Origin of the sequence: Amycolatopsis sp. NPDC059657 (assembly GCF_042734395.1) — a bacterium.
Lineage (GTDB): Bacteria > Actinomycetota > Actinomycetes > Mycobacteriales > Pseudonocardiaceae > Amycolatopsis.
In genome coordinates this window covers 54,746-71,904 of sequence record NZ_JBHWEB010000011.1, presented here as the reverse complement: position 1 = coordinate 71,904, position 17,159 = coordinate 54,746, and the positions used below count along the sequence as shown (strand labels likewise).

General features: G+C 65.8%; 10 protein-coding genes. 9 read left to right on the top strand and 1 reads right to left on the bottom strand.

What is annotated here, in order from left to right; all coding sequences use genetic code 11:
* The first annotated feature begins 25 nt into the window (after positions 1-25).
* Both ACFV15_RS08630 and ACFV15_RS08625 read left to right on the top strand, forming a co-directional pair.
* The gene (locus ACFV15_RS08630; protein ID WP_378349575.1) at positions 26-6,766 is read left to right on the top strand and encodes an RHS repeat-associated core domain-containing protein; all 6,741 of its coding nucleotides are present in this window, start codon (positions 26-28) and stop codon (positions 6,764-6,766) included.
* A 70-nt stretch (positions 6,767-6,836) separates the two neighbouring features.
* Positions 6,837-7,220 (top strand): hypothetical protein, encoded by a 384-nt coding sequence (locus ACFV15_RS08625; RefSeq protein WP_378349574.1) that lies wholly within the window; start codon positions 6,837-6,839, stop codon positions 7,218-7,220.
* A gap of 42 nt (positions 7,221-7,262) precedes the next feature.
* Here the strand turns inward: ACFV15_RS08625 and ACFV15_RS08620 are convergent, their stop codons facing one another.
* Positions 7,263-8,360: a hypothetical protein gene (locus ACFV15_RS08620; protein WP_378349573.1), complete on the bottom strand. Its 1,098-nt coding sequence runs from the start codon at positions 8,358-8,360 to the stop codon at positions 7,263-7,265.
* Between the two features lie 195 nt (positions 8,361-8,555).
* Between ACFV15_RS08620 and ACFV15_RS08615 the strand changes: the two genes are divergently transcribed.
* From ACFV15_RS08615 to ACFV15_RS08585, 7 genes are read left to right on the top strand one after another with little or no spacing between them, the layout of a single operon-like run.
* Positions 8,556-9,233: a hypothetical protein gene (locus tag ACFV15_RS08615; RefSeq protein WP_378349572.1), complete on the top strand. Its 678-nt coding sequence runs from the start codon at positions 8,556-8,558 to the stop codon at positions 9,231-9,233.
* Positions 9,230-11,437 carry an ATP-binding protein gene (locus ACFV15_RS08610; RefSeq protein WP_378349571.1) on the top strand — a complete coding sequence of 736 codons (2,208 nt, stop codon included), beginning with the start codon at positions 9,230-9,232 and terminating at the stop codon, positions 11,435-11,437. Before ACFV15_RS08615 ends, ACFV15_RS08610 begins: the two co-directional genes overlap by 4 nt.
* Before the next feature lie 3 nt (positions 11,438-11,440).
* A complete protein-coding gene (locus tag ACFV15_RS08605; RefSeq protein ID WP_378349570.1) occupies positions 11,441-12,298 on the top strand; it encodes a replication-relaxation family protein in 858 nt (285 codons plus the stop codon).
* Complete coding sequence (locus ACFV15_RS08600; protein WP_378349569.1) at positions 12,295-13,371, top strand: ParB/RepB/Spo0J family partition protein; 1,077 nt, start codon at positions 12,295-12,297, stop codon at positions 13,369-13,371. The genes ACFV15_RS08605 and ACFV15_RS08600 overlap by 4 nt, the downstream gene beginning before the upstream one ends.
* A gap of 12 nt (positions 13,372-13,383) precedes the next feature.
* Complete coding sequence (locus tag ACFV15_RS08595) at positions 13,384-14,466, top strand: hypothetical protein (RefSeq protein WP_378349568.1); 1,083 nt, start codon at positions 13,384-13,386, stop codon at positions 14,464-14,466.
* Entirely contained in the window at positions 14,466-14,774 is a 309-nt protein-coding gene (locus ACFV15_RS08590) for a hypothetical protein (protein ID WP_378349567.1), read from the top strand. The genes ACFV15_RS08595 and ACFV15_RS08590 overlap by 1 nt, the downstream gene beginning before the upstream one ends.
* Positions 14,775-14,783: 9 nt before the next feature.
* On the top strand, positions 14,784-17,120 hold the full coding sequence (locus tag ACFV15_RS08585; RefSeq protein ID WP_378349566.1) for a hypothetical protein: 2,337 nt from the start codon (positions 14,784-14,786) through the stop codon (positions 17,118-17,120).
* The last annotated feature ends 39 nt before the right edge of the window (positions 17,121-17,159 follow it).

The window sequence follows — 17,159 nt, the reverse complement described above, 5'->3', positions numbered from 1 at the left end:
TTTCGATCCTCAGGAGAATCAGGCCTTGTCCAGAAGACGTGTCGTGCGCGTGATCTCGCTGTCCCTCGGCGTCGTCATGATCGCCACCGGGATCACCGCGACCTCAGCGGTCGCCGACCCGAACTACATCAACCTGCCCGCGCAGCAGAAGGAGAAGTCGGTACCGGTGTTCCCGGTGCCCGGGGCAGCCGCGGCGCCACCTCCGGCGAACCCCCTTCGCCAGCTGCCCGCACCGCAGTGGCCCGTCGACGCGACGGCCGACGTCGCCCTCACCCCGGCACCCGCGGGCCGGCAGGCGAACACCGACGGCGAACTCCACAAAGCCGGCACGCTGCCGGTGTCGGTGTCGCTCGCCGCAGGTGAGGCGAACGCCCGCGCCGCCGGCACCTCGTCGAAGGTCCGGGTGCAGACCTTCGACCAGAAGGTCGCCCAGGCCGCCGCGATCAACGGCATGGTCTTGGCGGTGGCTGATGCCGGTGGGGCGAGCGGCGCCGAGGTGTCGGTGCAGCTGGACTACAGCGGGTTCGCAACGGCGTTCGGTGGTGACTATGGCTCGCGTCTGCGGCTGTTCGAGCTGCCGGAATGCGCGCTGGTCACGCCGGAAAAGCCGCAGTGCCGGGTCGGCACTCCGTTGCGTTCGGACAACCGGGCCGTCGGCAGTCGCCTGACGGCGAAGGTCACCTTGCCCGGTACGCAGGACAAGGGCTCGACCAAGCGTGTACTGGCTGCTCAGGCTACGCCGTCTGGTGCGGGTGGTTCGTTTGAGGCGACCAAGTTGTCTCCAACAGGAAAATGGTCCGCAGGCGGTTCCGGCGGGGACTTTACCTACTCAGTCCCGCTGCGTGTCCCGCCGCCAAGCATCGGTTCGGCGCCGACGATCGGCCTCGGCTATAGCTCCGGCGCCGTTGATGGCCGTACCAGCGCCACCAACAACCAAGCTTCCGCCGTCGGTGACGGTTGGGAACTGGGCGGCCTCGGCTACATCGAGCGCCGCTATAAGGCTTGCTCGGAGGACCTCGCACCCGGGCAGGAGAAGACTGGCGATCTGTGCTGGGCGACCGACAACGCTGTGCTGCACCTCAACGGCATCTCCTCGGAACTGGTCAAAGACGGTGACTACTGGCGGCCGAAGCAGGATGATGGTTCGCGTATCGAGCGGCTCACCGGCGCGGAGAACGGTGACGACGACGGCGAGCACTGGAAGGTCACCAGCACCAACGGAACCCAGTACTTCCTCGGCTTGAACCGCCTTCCCGGGTGGCGTGAAGGAAAGCCGGATACGAACTCCGCCTTCACCGTCCCGGTGTTCGGCAACAACGCCGACGAGCCGTGCCACAAGGACAAGTTCACCGACTCCTGGTGCAATCAGGCCTACCGCTGGAACCTTGACTACGTCGTCGATCCCAACGGTAACGCGACCACCTACTACTACGACGTCGAGGAGAACTTCTACGGCCGCGAGCAGAAAGCCGACAAGCAGACCCCCTACGTCGCGGACGGCTGGCTCCGACGCATCGAGTACGGCCTGCGCGCCGACGCGCTGTATCAGCCCGCGCCGAACCGGGTCTGGTTCGACTATGTCGAGCGGTGCCTGCCCGGCGACGACTTTGCCTGCAAGCCCGAGGATCTGAACAAGGACACGGCCCGCTCGTGGCCGGACGTGCCGTTCGACGAGATCTGCAAGGACGGCGACAAGTGCGAGAACAAGTACTCGCCCGCGTTCTTCAGCCGCAAGCGACTGCTCAAGGTTCTCACCCAGGTCCGTCGTGATGATGTGCAAGGCCCCGCGCAGTGGCGTGACGTTGACTCGTGGCGGTTGCGGCACGAGTTCCCCGACACCGGCGATGGGCTCTCGCCCGCGCTGTGGCTCGCCGGCATTACCCACACCGGTCTCGCCGGTGACCCTGTGACCCTGCCGGAGGTCCTGTTCTACCCGCTGGCCAAACCCAACCGGGTCGCCAACGACCGCGGGCTTCCGCTGATCACTCGCAACCGGATCGAGAAGGTCCGCAACGAGACCGGCGGCACCACCACGATCAAGTACTCCGACCCGGAGTGCGTCGACGGCGTCACCATGCCTTCGAGCCCGGAACACAACACCTTGCTGTGTTACCCGATGTGGTGGCTGCCCGACCACGGCTACGAAGCGGAGCAGGGCTGGTTCCACAAATACGTCGTCAAAGCGGTCATTGAGGATGACAACATCCGCGGTCAAGACCGCTCCGCGCAGAAAAAGACCTTCTATGACTACGAAGGTGGCGCGGCCTGGCACTTCGACGAGGCCGAGTTCACCGAGATGAAGAAACGGACGTGGTCGCAGTGGCGGGGCTTCGGCACCGTGCGCACCACCTCCGGTGAACCGGGCACACCGCAGTCGATCACCGTCGAGACTTTCATGCGCGGTATGGCCGGCGACCGGATCTCCGACACCGAGACCCGCCCGGCGAAGGTGAAGGACTCCGAGAACGTCGAGATCGACGACCACGAGAGCCTCGCCGGGTTCTCCCGGGAAACCCTGGAATATGACGGCACCAAGCTGGTATCGGCGTCCATCAAGGACCCGAAGGTCATCGGGCCGACCGCGGAGGACGGCGAAGACCGGGCGTTCATGACGAACATCTCCGCCACCCGCGGCCGGACGCTGCTCGGCGACGGCACCTGGCGGCGCACCAAGATCACCAACCAGTTCGACGACTACGGGAACACCAACCAGGTCGAAGACTACGGCGACGTCGACAAACCTGGCGACGAAGCCTGTGCCACCACCACCTACGCCTACAACACCGACGCCTGGATCCTGACCAAACCCGCCCACGTCCGCACCGTCGGACTGCTCTGCGGCGCGAAGAACGTCACGGACAAGGACGTCGTCTCCGACGCCAAGTCCTCCTACGACTATCAGGCCAGCGGCACCCCGCCGACGAAAGGCAACCTGACAGCCACCGAGCGGTGGACCGGGAGCGCGACCGGCTACAAGCTCACCCAGAGCACCGTCCACGACGACCTGGGCCGTCCCACCGAGGTCACCAACTCCAAGGGCGAGAAGGTCACCACCGCGTACGCCCCGGGCCCCGGGTTCCCGCTGCGCACGATCACCAAGACCAACCCGCTCAAGCACCGCAGCGTGACCACACTGGACCCGGCCTGGGGCGAGGCGATCTCCGAGATCGGCGCGGCCGACGAACGCGTCGACATCGACTACGACGCACTCGGCCGAACGATCCGTGGCTGGGCGCCCGGACGCTCGAAGGAACACGGGGAATCCGCCACCAGCGAGTTCGCCTACCAGTACCGGGTGGACGGCCCGACCGTGGTCACGGCCAAAGCGTTGCAGCAGAACGGGAACTACAACACCTCCTACACCCTCTATGATGGGCTCCTGCGGGAACGGCAAGTGCAGCTCTCCGCCGTCGGCGGCGGGCGCATCATCAACGACTGGTTCTACGACTCACGCGGCCTGCAAGCCAAGGTCTACGCTGCCCACTACGACGAGGCCGCCCCTTCCGGCGAGCTCGTCGGCGTCACGGCGAACGATGTGCCGAACCAGACGATCACCGAGTACGACGCGCGTGGCCGGGAAACCCTGTCCACGTATCTCAAGCTCAACGTGCCGCAGTGGAGCACGAAGTCGGTTTACGGCGGTGACCGTGTGACGGTCATCCCGCCGGAGGGCGGGACCACGACCACGGTCATCTCCGATGTCCACGGCCGAATCACCGAACGTCGCCAGCACGAAGGTCGTGACGGCAACAGCCCGTTCGACGCGACCCGCTACACCTTCGACAACCGAGGGCTGCAGGACTCGCTGACCGGGCCGGACGGGGCGAAGTGGCGCTACGAGTACGACCAGCTCGGCCGCCAGTCCGCCGCACACGACCCCGACCGCGGCACGAGCACCTATACCTACGACGAACTCGACCGCCTGGAAACCAGTACCGACGCGCGTGGCGCTCGTGTCCGCACCGAGTACGACGAGCTGGGCCGCAAGAAAACCGAGTTCGAACGGCCCGCGTCCGACAAGCCCGAGGTCAAGACCGCGAGCTGGACCTACGACACGCTGAAGAAGGGCCAGCCCGACTCGTCGACTCGCTGGGTCGGTGACCAGGCCTACGTCAAGAAGGTCGACGGCTACGACGACGCGAACCGGCCCACGTCCTCGAGCGTGACCGTCCCCGGTGTCGAAGGCAACCTGGCGAAAACCTATGCCTTCCAGACGCGCTATGACTCCAAGACCGGCAAGGTGACCTCCGAGACCCAGCCTGCCGCGGGTGGCCTGGCTGCGGAGACGATCAACTACCGCTACAACGATCTCGGCTTGCAGACCGAGACCTGGGGTATCGACGATTACGTCAAGGAGCACCTGTACACCAAGTACGGCGACACGTTGCTGCAGTCGTGGGGCACAGGCAGCAAGAAGGTCACCGCTCAGATGAGCTACGAGGAAGGCACGCGCCGTCTTTCCACCGTCGACATCCAGCGCAACACCGTCGCCGGAGCGGTACTGGCCAAGCGGTCCTACACCTATGACGCGGCCGGCAACGTCAAACGCCTCGCCGACATCTCCGACGTCCAGTGCTTCAACTACGACTACCTGCGGCGAATGACTAGCGCGTTCACCCCCGGTGACGGCAAGTGCGAGCAGGAACCCAAGGTCGGCATCCTCGGCGGCAGCGCGCCGTACTACTCGGAGTACAAGTACGACAAGGGTGGCAACCGGACCAAGGAGATCCAGCACCGCGCCGAAGGTGACACCGTCCGCGACTACTCCTACGGCGCCCCGGACGGCTCCCAGCCGCACACCCTGCGCACAGTCACCCAGACCGGACCCAAGGGCACCTCACGCGACGAATACGGCTACGACAAGACCGGCAACATGACCTCCCGCAACGTCGGCGGCTCACCGCAGACACTCGAGTGGGACCCCGCCGGCCGCAACTCGAAGATGACCCAGCACGACGGCCGCAAGTCCGAGTACATCTACGACGCCGACGGCGGACGGCTGGTCAAGCGGGAATCCGGCATCACCACCCTCTACCTCGGTGGCATGGAGCTCATCCTCGACAACACCACCAAGGCCGTCACCGCCAGGCGCTACTACACCCACGACGGCGCAGCCGTCGCCGTGCGCTCCACCGGCCGCAACGCCGGCCTGTCCTGGATTCTCGACGACCACCAAGGCACCTCGTCGACCTCGGTGCGCGCCGACAACCTCGAGGTCACCAATCGCCAGCAGGACCCGTTCGGCAACCCCCGCGGTGAACAGCCGAAGAGCTGGCCCGACGACAAGGGCTTCGTCGGCGGCACCAAGGACGAGTCCGGCCTGACCAACCTCGGCGCCCGACAATACGACCCTGCGACCGGACGGTTCGTCTCCGTCGACCCGGTGATGGACACCGCCGACCCGCAGCAGATGAACGGGTACGCCTACGCCAACAACTCACCGGTCACCAACTCCGACCCCAACGGCCTGTACTGGAAAACCTACACGGTTGTGCACAAGCAAAAGGTCGTAACCAGGATCTACGGCGGAGGCCTGTTCGCTGCAATCAAGTGGATTTTCACCAGGATCGCGTGGATCATCACCGTTTTCGTCTACCGTCTTTGGATCGAGCCGCCGCCAGCGTTTGTGGCCGCGATGAACAAAGCGCGGGCGCTCAAGGAATCGGGGCTTAGCGAAGCCGAGTACGAGGAGGCCAAGAAATTAGCTGACGACAAGCGAAGCTGGGTCCAGGTCGCTATCGCCGAAGGTGGCGCCGTCGTTGCCGACATCGTCGGCGTCAAGGGTGTAGTCGACAACTGCATCAACAACTTCAGTGCCCTGAAATGCGGATGGGAGATCGTCACCGCTTTGCCTTGGGGCAAGGTGGCCAAGCTCGGCAAGGTCATCGATAAGCTCATTGACGCCTTCAAAACGACAATCAACTGGATTACAAGACGGAGTAAAGCTCTTGCGGACCTCGTCCGATTCCGGGACGCCGAAAAGCGCATCGAGAAGGCCTGCAACAGCTTTGTTCCCGGCACGCTAGTCTTGATGGCTGACGGCACTCGTAGGCCAATTGAGCATGTCGCTCTCGATGACAAGGTTAAGGCTGTCAACCCCGAGACTGGCGAGTTCTCGGTTCGCAAGGTTGTCAGAACAATTGTCGGACAAGGCGAAAAGCACCTAGTTGCGATCACTGTTTCTGGTGCTCAAGGCGAAGCGAGCGGCGGAGAGTTGGTCGCCACGGCCGGGCATCCATTCTGGTCATCCCGGCTCGGTGGTTGGGTCCCCGCATCACGTTTGTCGCCCGGGGATGAGCTTCAAACCGATGCGGGCGTATCCGTTCGGGTCGTGGCTACGAGAGCATGGTCATCTGTTCAGCAGGTGCACAACCTGACGGTCGACTCGGACCACACGTACCATGTCATCGCGGGCGCGTTCGCGGTTCTGGTCCATAACTGCGACGAGCTTGCGGACGGGTATACTTCGTCGCCAGCCTTGAAGGGCGATCCGTACCACCCTGATAGTGTGGCAGAGCGTAGCAATGCCAACTGGGAACTGTACGGGCCCACGCGTCGTGATTTGGCGGCGCAACTAGGGTTCACCCAGCGGATTCCGCCGCAGAGGGCTCACTTCAACTCGCACGGCCAGGAGGTATTCACTGATGGAAGAAGGTTCATCACAAAAGATGTAGACGAACACAACACCCGAGGGTGGAAGATGTTTAATCGCAGAGGCGACAGGCTTGGGACATACGATATGGATCTGAATCGAGTAGGAGATTAGGGCAATTTTTTCAATCGACATTGAGCGTGTTGAAGAAGCCGACGGCGACAAGTCGGTCGCCGTCGGCAGGGTGCGCATTGGCGACTTCTCCGAGACATTTCACGCGCCATTGGGCTACTGGACTGTCTCTGACTACCGTCGGAGTTGGCGGCAATCAATTCTCCGCCTCAATACTAGCGACGAAGTAACCTCGTGCCTGATGGTCGCAATGACCGATCCTGGCGAAAGCAACTTCTTGATGTCGTGGCCGATGTACAGGTTAGGCGAGGTTCTATACGTTCAGAATTCGATTATCTTTCTGGATCAACTGGAGCACGCTTTCGACCCAAATAACCCATGGCTTTCGGTGCGCGAGCGTGAAGTTGTGGACGAGGATGGAAATCGAATTTCCGAGTGGTCGACGACAATGAATTCTGTGCGTGAATTAATTCAAGGGTGGCAAACTATCGAATGATAGAGTTGGTTGAGGTCGTCCTTCGCAGTTGTAGATCTTGGGTTACTGGGTTGCTTGGATTGTGACTGTGTAAAAGGTCTTGGGGCCACTGATTTCTCGGTAGGTGACCTGCTTGATCTGTCGATCGTTGCCATAGAGCCATACGGACCTGAGATCGCCTAGATGCGGCAGCTCACCTCGAGATGCTTTGTTCTCAAGCACATCGGCCACGCCGCCGAGCATGTTGGTGGCATCCGGAATCCTGTCGCCGACCGCGACCTGAACTGTCAGTTCCAACGTCACGGGCTCCGTTATCGCAGGTGTAAAACTTTGCTGCGCGATCGCTTCTCTGGCGGCGTGCAGCAATGCCTGTACCCGGGGCGCATGCGGATGCTGGGGGCCGAGTATGGAAAGAGCCTCGCTCTTTGCCGGTGGCAGCCCGTCCACCTTGAACGACACACAATGTGCGGTTTGGCCGGCGATCTGGCCGCGGGACAGTTCGATTCGGCCGTAGGCGATCAGGGCGTTGTCGAGCACCTTCGCGGGGCTGGTACTCCAGCCTGCGCCTGTCACATAGCTTTCAGGGGTGACCGCCTGCGCCACGGTCGCGAACGCGGTGTGGACGCGGCGGAAGGTGCGCTGCTGATCAGACTGCCACTCGTACGGGTGAAGCCCGAAAAACCTGCCTGTCCACAGGCGGTCCATTGGCACTACCAAGTTCGGCAGAAGATGGTGAAGAGTCTTCGTGCCGGCGACCAGACGGGCTTTGTTGGTTACGACGCCCAGACTGTCCAGCACTTGCCAGATTCGATCGGCGACGTCGCTGGACGCGGCCGTGTCCGAGATGTGCAATGGCTCCAGTTCTTCCAGCGCGGGCTTAGCGGCCTGCAGTGCGCGAAAGAACTCGTCCTCGGGCACAAGGTATGAGCCGCGCTTGCCCAGTCCCCACGTCAGCAGCGTCTTATGCAGGCTGAGTACGAATTCGCGGTCGGCCACGGCTGCGGCGACTCCACCGGCTGATTCCAGTTTCGCGATCGTGGTGCGGTGGGCGACTGCCTGCTGGGTGGTGAAGGGGGTCAGCCGGTCGTAGCTGTCGACGTACCGGGCGAATCCAGCCACAAGGCCATCCAGTCGAGCTTGGACCGCTTCTCTGCGTGTCACGACGTGCCCCTCTCCATCTTCGCTCAGTGGGTATGACATCGGCTGCGCATCCCGGGCCGTTGCATCGCGCCAGGTTTCGCTTCGTGCCTGTAACAGGAGCGCACCACGCATTGCCTGCCGGTGGCGTGCATCAAACGGTCGCTTCCGAACGCATGTCTTTGTTGACAAAGCTCCCCTCGCGTGAAGGGATTCGCCATGGACAGCTGGACGGCCGATCTTGCCGTTGGCCCCGCGGTTGGGCTGGGTGTTGGCTCGCCGTTGGCGATCACACCTCCAGGCCACATTTCCGCTGGTCAGAGTGGGTGGGCAAGGCTTGCTCAAAAAGCCGACTTGTTCTCCCGCGCGCATGACCGCCAGGTCATGCCACGAAACAGTGCGCCGCAGGCGCTCGGTACGGACCATCTGCTCTCGAGCAGCGCGCTGTGGTGGGTGACCACTGCGGTCGTCGCGATCGCGATCGCGGTCTATGTCCTCCACCGACACTTACGTTCCCGCCACCTCCGCTCCAGAGTCAGATACGACCTTCTCCCCACCGCCACCTTCGACCCGACCGTCCAGGGGATCCTGGCGGTCGCGCACCAGCTCGGCCGGGTCCGGCCGGTGCACGGGTGGGTGCCGAGGTCGGTGGTCGGTGTCCGGATTCGCTTTAGCACAGATGATCTTTATGGGAAGATGACCATGAGTGTGGAGGGACGCGCGTCGATCACTGGCGTGATCAACAAGCTCTCCTATCCCGACGTCGAGATCCGCCGAAGCGCCCCGGCGGATGACGATCAGGGAGAAACGACCGCCGGTGAGGGAGACGTCTCCCCGGCCCAGCGTCGAGGTGAAACGACCTCCCCGCTGACGGCCGGAAGCCGGGGTGCGCGATGACCTCGCTCCGCTACATTCTGGCTCAGCAGGCCTCCGCTGCCACTCAAACCGCCCAGGGGCGCGTTCACGTCGCGCGGGCCGAGTTGATATTGGAAGGGCCTGCGCACCGCGCGCTCAAGGCGTTGCCGGTGCGCCCGGACGATCCGTTGCAGTCGCTGGCGAACGCACTGGGCGATGTCCGGCCCGATCTCGGCGAATCGGTGGACGTCTGCGTTGACCTGATCCCGCTGACACCGGCCAGAATCCGCCATCTCGCCCGCCAATCCACCCAGCAACAAGACGGCATTCTCCGCTCGCTGGGGAGCGGCCTTGCGGAGGCTGCGGTTGAGATTGTCGGCGAGTTCGTCCCCGCCGCTCGCGGCGGACGAGCCCCGGCCCGCACTACGCGGCCGACCATCACGGAGCCGAACAAGTTCGTCACCGACGAGCCGGTCTTCGCTGTGCAGTTGCTGATCCGCTGCCAGTCGGAAATCCCCGGCCGCGCGGAATCGCACCTGCGCAGCGTGATCGGAGCCTTCGACATCTACCGGGGCGACAACTGGTGGCGAGTGCGCGGAAAGCGAGTACTCGGCTTCCAGCTGGGGGCCGACACCCCGCTGGTCCGGCGGCTCTTTGACCGCAGGTTCTTCACTGGCCTGGCGAAACCTCACCCCCGGTCGTTGGTGACGGCGAGCGAGATCGCGGCTCTGCTTAAGCCGCCGTCCGGCCGTTGTCAGTCCCCGGCGATTGCGCGCAGTCGTGGCTGGGTACTCCCGGCGCCGCGCGAGGTGCCGACGTACCGGCCGGACGCAGGTCTGGTCCGGCTTGGGTACGTCACTGATGTCAACGGCGAGGAGCGTCTCGTCGGTATCCCGATCAGGGAGCTGTTGTTCTCGGCGCGGTTCGGCAAGGCGGGCTTCGGCAAGACCGAGCAGGCTCTCGCGCAAGCGATCGAGCTGGCGCGGCTCGGCGGGGGAGTGTGGTTCCTTGACCCGCACGCCGACGGCTGGAAGCGCGCCAAGCCGTACCTGTCCGACCCGGCCCTGCGCCAGCGACTGTGGGAGGTGAATCTCGACGTCCGCGGTCGTGACAAGAAGCTTCCCGGCTGGAACCCGCTGAGCATGCACGGGTTCTCCGAGGAGGACATCGAAGACCGAGTCGATGCCGTCGTCACCTCCTTCGCCACCGCGCTCGGCTGGGGCGACGCCGCGCCGCGCGCGAAGTCCATCCTCACCAAGGCCTGCGAGGCACTGTGCTACCTCGCGATGCGGCTCCCGGCCGAGTGCGCGCCGACGATCTTCCAGATCCCGACGCTGCTGGACAACGAGGAATGGCGCCAGGAAATCCTGCGCTACCTCAAGCCGAGCGTTCGTCGCTATTGGACGGACAGCTTCCCGAAACTGGCCGCCGACGCGACCACCGTGGTCACCAACATCATCAACCGGCTGCGTACCAGCCCCACCCTCTCGGCGTTCCTTGGCAGCTCCCGCACGACCTACGACGTCCGCAGGGCCATGGACACCGGCAAGATCGTGTTCGTCTGCACCACCGGCAGCGGCGAGACGAACAAGCTCATCACCAGCTTCATGATCTACGACCTGTTCCGCGCCGGCCGCTCCCGCGCGGACACCCCGACCGACCAGCGCCGCAGGTGCGACGCCTTCGTCGACGAGCTCGCTGCCGTCGACGGCGCCTCCCGCGGCTACCTCGCCGCAATTCTCGAGCAGCTGCGCAAGTACAAGGTCGCCCTGCACGCGATGAACCAGATGCCCGACCGGCTCACCCAGGAAACCCGTCGCGCGCTGCTGCAGAACCAGTCGCTGCTGATGAGCTCGGCCGCGGCGATCGACGGCGCGCGCACCGTCGCCCGCGAGTTCGGCGGGCTCGTGCAGCCAGGCACGATCACCGAGCTCGAGCAGTTCCACCACGTCGTGACCGTGACCCTGCAGGGGCAGCGCACCACGCCGTTCAAGATCCGCGGGCTGCACGTGGACGACGAGTTCGCCGAGCACTTCCACCCCGAATGGAACGACGAGGTCGACGCCTGCCTGGACAAGAACCTCGCCCGCCGCCGCATCGGAGACGTCCTGGACGAGCTCGAGGACCTCGACGAACGCATCATCGACGCCCTGCGTGGCAACCAGCCGCCGCCGAAATCCCAGCGCGGGCGCCCGCCGACACGGGGGAGCGGCGCCGGAGTCAACCTCGACTCGCGGATGGAGTAGCCGATGCCCCTCGATCCGTTCCAGCGCGAGGCACTGACCGCGCTCTACTGGCATCGCCTGGTCGCCACCGACCAGATCGCCCGCCTGATCGCCCCAGGAACTCCTGCGCGCACCGTCCGACACAAGCTGCTCGCACTGCGCAGGTCCGGCCTGGCCGACCGCGTGACCCGCGAGCATCGGCCGCTGACCTGGTTTGTCACCACGACCGGAGCGTCCACAGTGGAAGCCGCCCGGCGGGTAGACCCGAGGCCCTACCGGATTCCCGGACCAGCGGTCGTGAATCTGCTCCAGGACCACGCTCTCGACGTCGTCGAGACCGGTCTCGCGTTCGTCGAGACCGCCCGAGAGCGCGGGCACGACTGCGGCGCGCTGTCCTGGACGCCGGAGGTCGCGCACCACTTCCAGGAGCGCAAGAGCCGGAGCCGCGTGATCGCAGACGCCGTTCTGCACTATGTCGCCGAGGAAGCCGGACAACGCTCGCAGCGCACTTTCTTCATCGAACTCGACCGCGCGACCATGCCAGTCGCCAGACTCGCGCAGAAACTGCGCGCCTACGTCCGCTACCACGACTACATCCCCACCCACCCGACCAGCAGCGGCCGACCGGCCTGGCGCCAGCACTACGCCCGCTTCCCTCAGGTTCTGATCGTGCTGTCCGGCGCCGCCGAACATGTCCTGGACCGCCGGCTCGTCGACCTGCGCGCCCACGCCCGAGCCATGGCGGAGTCCACGCGGATCCCAGCGTTGGCGACCACCTTGCCTCGCCTTCGCCGCGACGGTCTGCTCGCCGAGATCGCGGTCCCACTCCACGAGAGCGACGGCGAGCTGGTCTCGGTGTTAAGCCGAGCGAGGCCGTCGTGACCGCCCTGCACGACCTCGGCCTGTCGCCGCGGCTTCGGCAGCGCCGGTTCGCGCTCCTGCCGCTGCGCGGTGAGGGCAGCCCGTTCACCGAGGCGCAGGGACGCCAGCCCGGCGATAGCACCACCCCGATCGAGCTGGTCGACCTGATCTCCTCGATCTCCACGGTCGGCGTGCTCCAGCCGGTCCTGGTGGAGGAGATCCGCGCTGACGAGCACCAGCCTCCAGCGTTGAGGCTCGCGGCGGGGGAACGGCGACTGCGGGCGTGCCGCTGGGGTGCGGTGCATCGGCCCGACAATCCGCATTTCGCCGAGCTGCCGGCGATCGTGTGCCCGGGGCCGCTCTCGGACGAGGAGCGGCGGATCTGGCAGCTGGTGGAGAACCTCGCCCGCGAAGACCTGCGGCCCGGGGAACTCGCCGCGGCCCTAATGCTGGATCGCTGTGCCGTCCTGCTCGGCAAGCTGATCGCTGCCGGACGAGCGGTCCCGTCCGAGGTCTATGAGATCGACGACCCGACTGACCGTTTTCAAGCCATGGAACGCATCCGCGGCACCGACACGACCTGCGCCGCGCCCTGGGCCGAAGTGCTGAGCAGGCTCGGTTTGCAGCTGAGCCCTCGCAAGGCCCGCGAACTCGTCCGCGCGTTCGCCGAGCTGCCACGCGAGCTGTCCGAGGACATGGACGAGGCGAAGGTCAGCCTCCATACCCGCATCCGCTTCATCGAACTGCGCCGAGGCCGCGAGGAAGCGGCCAACGACATCTGGGCCGCGGTCAAGAACACCAGCCGCATGAACCTGCTGCCGACCGCGCTTGCCATCGCCACCGACCACGACGGCCTTTCCCCCGACGAGGCGCTTACCGCGGCGGAACGCGTTCATGCCAACGCCAACAACGCTCGAGCGGCGAAACTCCGCACTGGCCCCGATGAAGTCCCTGTGGTTGACCGCCAGCTCGTCGACAACGCTCTGGCGGCGTTACGTGCACTCGTCGCTGCCGACACTCCTCTAGAGGAGCACGATCGCGCCTCACTGCGCCTGCTCGCGGACCAGATCACCGGCAAAACTGTTGCAGTATAAGGGGAAATTTCCATGGCTACTTTCCTGGGACTTCCATCGCGAGTTGCGCCAGCGGCACGCTGCGATTGCCGACGCTGCCCGTGGTACTCCGGCTCCGACGCCGACCCGGGCATCGTGCTCGCGCCGCTCTGCTCAGGCTGCAATTCCGACTGCGCCTACTGCGGCTGCGCCCGCACCACCTGCGGGGGCTGCCCGGTTCGCTGCGGTTCCCGTACCGACATCCATGCCTGGATGGCCGACGTCGGCGACACGCTCGAGTTCGACGACATCACCATTCCCGGCACGCTGCCGAAAGGGCTGCCGAGGTTCATCCCGCAGGTCGACGGATCCGCGGTCGCCGAGCTCGATGCCGCGGCGCGCCGGCCCGCGTACGCGATCGGGCTGCGGCGGGTGTTCTCGCCGCGCACCCACCAGATCTATCCCCGCTGGCAGCAGGACAAGACCGCCGCCGAGATCCTCGAGCTGCCCACGTCCACACTCACGGTGCTCTCCGGCTATGCCGAAGACCCGCTCGTCGAGGCCTTCTGGACCGCACGCCACCGCGACAAGCTGATCGACCACATCGCCGCCCTGCGCTTCGACCTCGTTCTCGCCCCGAACTACTCCATCTACGGCAACTGGCCCCGCGCCGAGCACTTGATCAACATGCGCCGCTCGCTGCTGCTCGCCGGTGAACTCGCCCGCGCCGGAATCGCCGCCGTGCCGAACCTGTACTGGTTCCGGCTCGAAGACCTCCAGCGCTACGCCACCTGGGCCGCCGACACCGAGCCGCCGGCCGTCGCGATCAACCTGCAGACCGTGCGGGAGAACACCAACTGGGACACCTGGGCCTTGCCCGGTCTGCACTGGCTCGCCGCGAACCTCCCCGCCGACCTCCCGGTCATCCTGACCGGCCTGTCACGTCGCGACCGCATCGCGACCGCGGTCGGCCTGTTCGGTGCCCGGCTCACCCTGATCAGCCAGAACCCCGCTCAGTACGCGTTGCACGGCGCCGTCATGACCGCCGAAGGCCGCGTGGACCTGCATGCCCGTGTGCCTGACGCGTTCGCGGCGTCCGTGTGGTACATGGCCTCGCTGCTCCCCGGAGGTGCCTGATGCGGCAGCTGTGGATCCTGCTGGGCTGGTCACCCGACTACGGCGCCCCGACCACCGCGGTCGCCGTTCTCGGGCTCGATATCGGTGCCACGGTGACCCGGCACATCGAGTGGGTGCCGCGGGAATACCAGGCGTGCCAGACGTGGCGCGAACGCATCGCGACCACGCCGACCGACGAGCTGCCCGCGTGCCTGGCGCTGTGGGAGAACTCGCCGATCGCACCCGCCGTCCGCGTTGAACCGATGTCGCCGGCACCAGACCTCGCGGCCGCCGTGCAGGCACAGATCGACGACCTGTTGCGGCCGTAAGGCGACGTGATGGGCACCAACTCCAAGACCACACACGCCTCCTACGCCGTCGCACCCACCGCCGGCGGCGAACCGGTCGTCGAGAACAGCGACGACACAGCCGAGGAGTTCGAGGTGCTCGGGGCGGTGACCGCCTTCGCGCTCGGCGGAGTCGACCCGGACGACCCGTGGGCACAGCCGATCGTCGACCTGCCCGACGGCATCGAGCAGCGCTACGCCCTGTTCGTCGAAGCCGTCGCCGACGCTCAGGCCGAGATCGCCAAGCTGGACGACGCCGCGGCGGCCAAGCTCACTGCGGGCCTGCGTGCCCAGTGCGCGATCTTCCTGCACGACCTGACCCCCGAGGAGCTCGAGGCTCTCGCCGCGGCCGGCGGCTTCAAGTATGGGCCGCTGGTCGGCAGGGAGCCCTTGGAGCACTGGCTGGATCCGTCCTATCCGGCCGACGCCGAGTCGAAGAAGAAGATCCAAGCCCTTGCCCACGACCGCTACCTCGCACTGTGGGCAGGCGACACGGTAGGCGGCAAAACCCTCAGCGAATGGGAACAGACCCACCCCGCCTTCGCCGAAACGCCGCAGATGAGCCTGCCGCCAGGTTTCTCACCGTGGCACGCCTCCGCCGCCGACATCGCCGGCGCGCAAGCCGACTTCACCTCCGCGCTCGCCGCGCTGGACACCACGACCGGCGCCCACCCGGACGCGGTCGCCGCGTTGATCGCCGCCGAGAACAGGCTCGCCACCGCGCACAACCCAGCGCTCAGCAACGACCTCCAGCACGCGGTCGCCACCGCCCGACACCAGACCGACCAAGCCCTCACGCATGTCCAAGCGCACGAACTGGCCGTGGCCATCACCGCCGCCGAACAGGCTGGCCAGCTCACCCCGTCGCACGCGCAGGTCCTCAACCCACAACAAATGCTGAAAACGCTGCGTGCAACAACGTCCGCGGACGAACGCGGTGAACTCGAGAAGCTCGCCGCGGCACGCGCCGACCAACTGGCACAGCTTTCAGACAGCGCCGCAACCCTGCATCAGATGCTCGACGCCTCGGGTGGCAAGCTGCAGGCCCTCGACAGCGTTGACGCGATCAGCAAGGCGGCTACCTTCGTCGACGCCACGCATCAGCTGGCGACCGCCACCGCGGTGTCGGCTTCCTGGAATCCTGTGGCGCCGCTGGTGGACCACTCGGCTCTCCTCACGACGTGCACGACCGGCGTCGACTCCTGGGCCCACCAACAGCAACTCGCTGAGCTGCGCGCCTTCGTGACCGGCATCGGCCTGATGAGCAGCGAGCACGTCGGTGCGGCAACGAAGTCGCAGCTGGTGAAGTCGCTGTTCCAGCACGTCTCCGGCGTCATTCCGCAGGCGACAAAGCCGGCAAGTCCACCGCCGATTGCGCCGCCGAAAGGCACATTCGGTGCGCAGCACGCGCAGATGCTCGCTGCGCTGCGCCACGCTCAGGCAGGACATGCCGCGGCGCCGAAACCTGTCGACCCCGCCACCGTCGCTGCATGGGACTTTGGACCGGGCCAACCGGCCACCCTCGGCGGTACCTACCCGAAGACGCTCCACACAGGCCCGGACGGAACGACGTGGCTGGCGAAAGGCGAAGGCGGCCAACGCGGCGGCACCGTGATCCACGCCGAGTCCGCGGCGTCTCGCGCGCTCGCCCGTGCCGGCCTGCCCGCGGTTCCGGTGTACGCGACAAAGATCGGCGGGAAGCCGGTCTCGGTCCAGCCGATGCTGACCGGCGCCACCGAGATGTCGCCTTCGCCGTCGAGTTGGTCGCAAGCCGACGTCGACGCCATCGTCGGGCTGCACGTCACCAGCTGGGCATTGGGCAATCACGATTCCCATCACAGCAACGTCCTCCGCACCAAGGACGGCGGGCTCGTGCCGGTCGACTACGGCCAATCCTTCAAGAACTACGGCCACGATCAACTAGCGGTCGACTACCGGCCCAGCACCACCACGGTCTACCACCAGCTCTACGACGCCCACCTCGCAGGAAGGCTGCCGAAAGGCATCCACGTCAATCCCGGCGCGGCGCATGCCGTGATCAAACGCCTGGAAGCCGTGCCCGACGCCGAATGGCGGGCCATGCTGCACTCCGCCGCCCACGTCGGTGCCGCACAAAGCCAGGTGACATGGGTCGCTCCCATGCGAGCGCGCGCGGCCAAACAGCATGGCATCGCCGCGTCCGCGGTCAGTACCGCGCAGATCGCCGAGGCGTTCCTGGACTATTCGGTGGAACGCAAGAAGAACCTGCGCCGCGACTTCGCCAAGTTCTTCACCGGCGAGCTCGGCGTCGCCTCCGCCAGCGCGCTCGAGTACCTCGGGACGTCGTAGTGGGAACCAATTCCAAGACCGCGCACACCTCGTACGTGA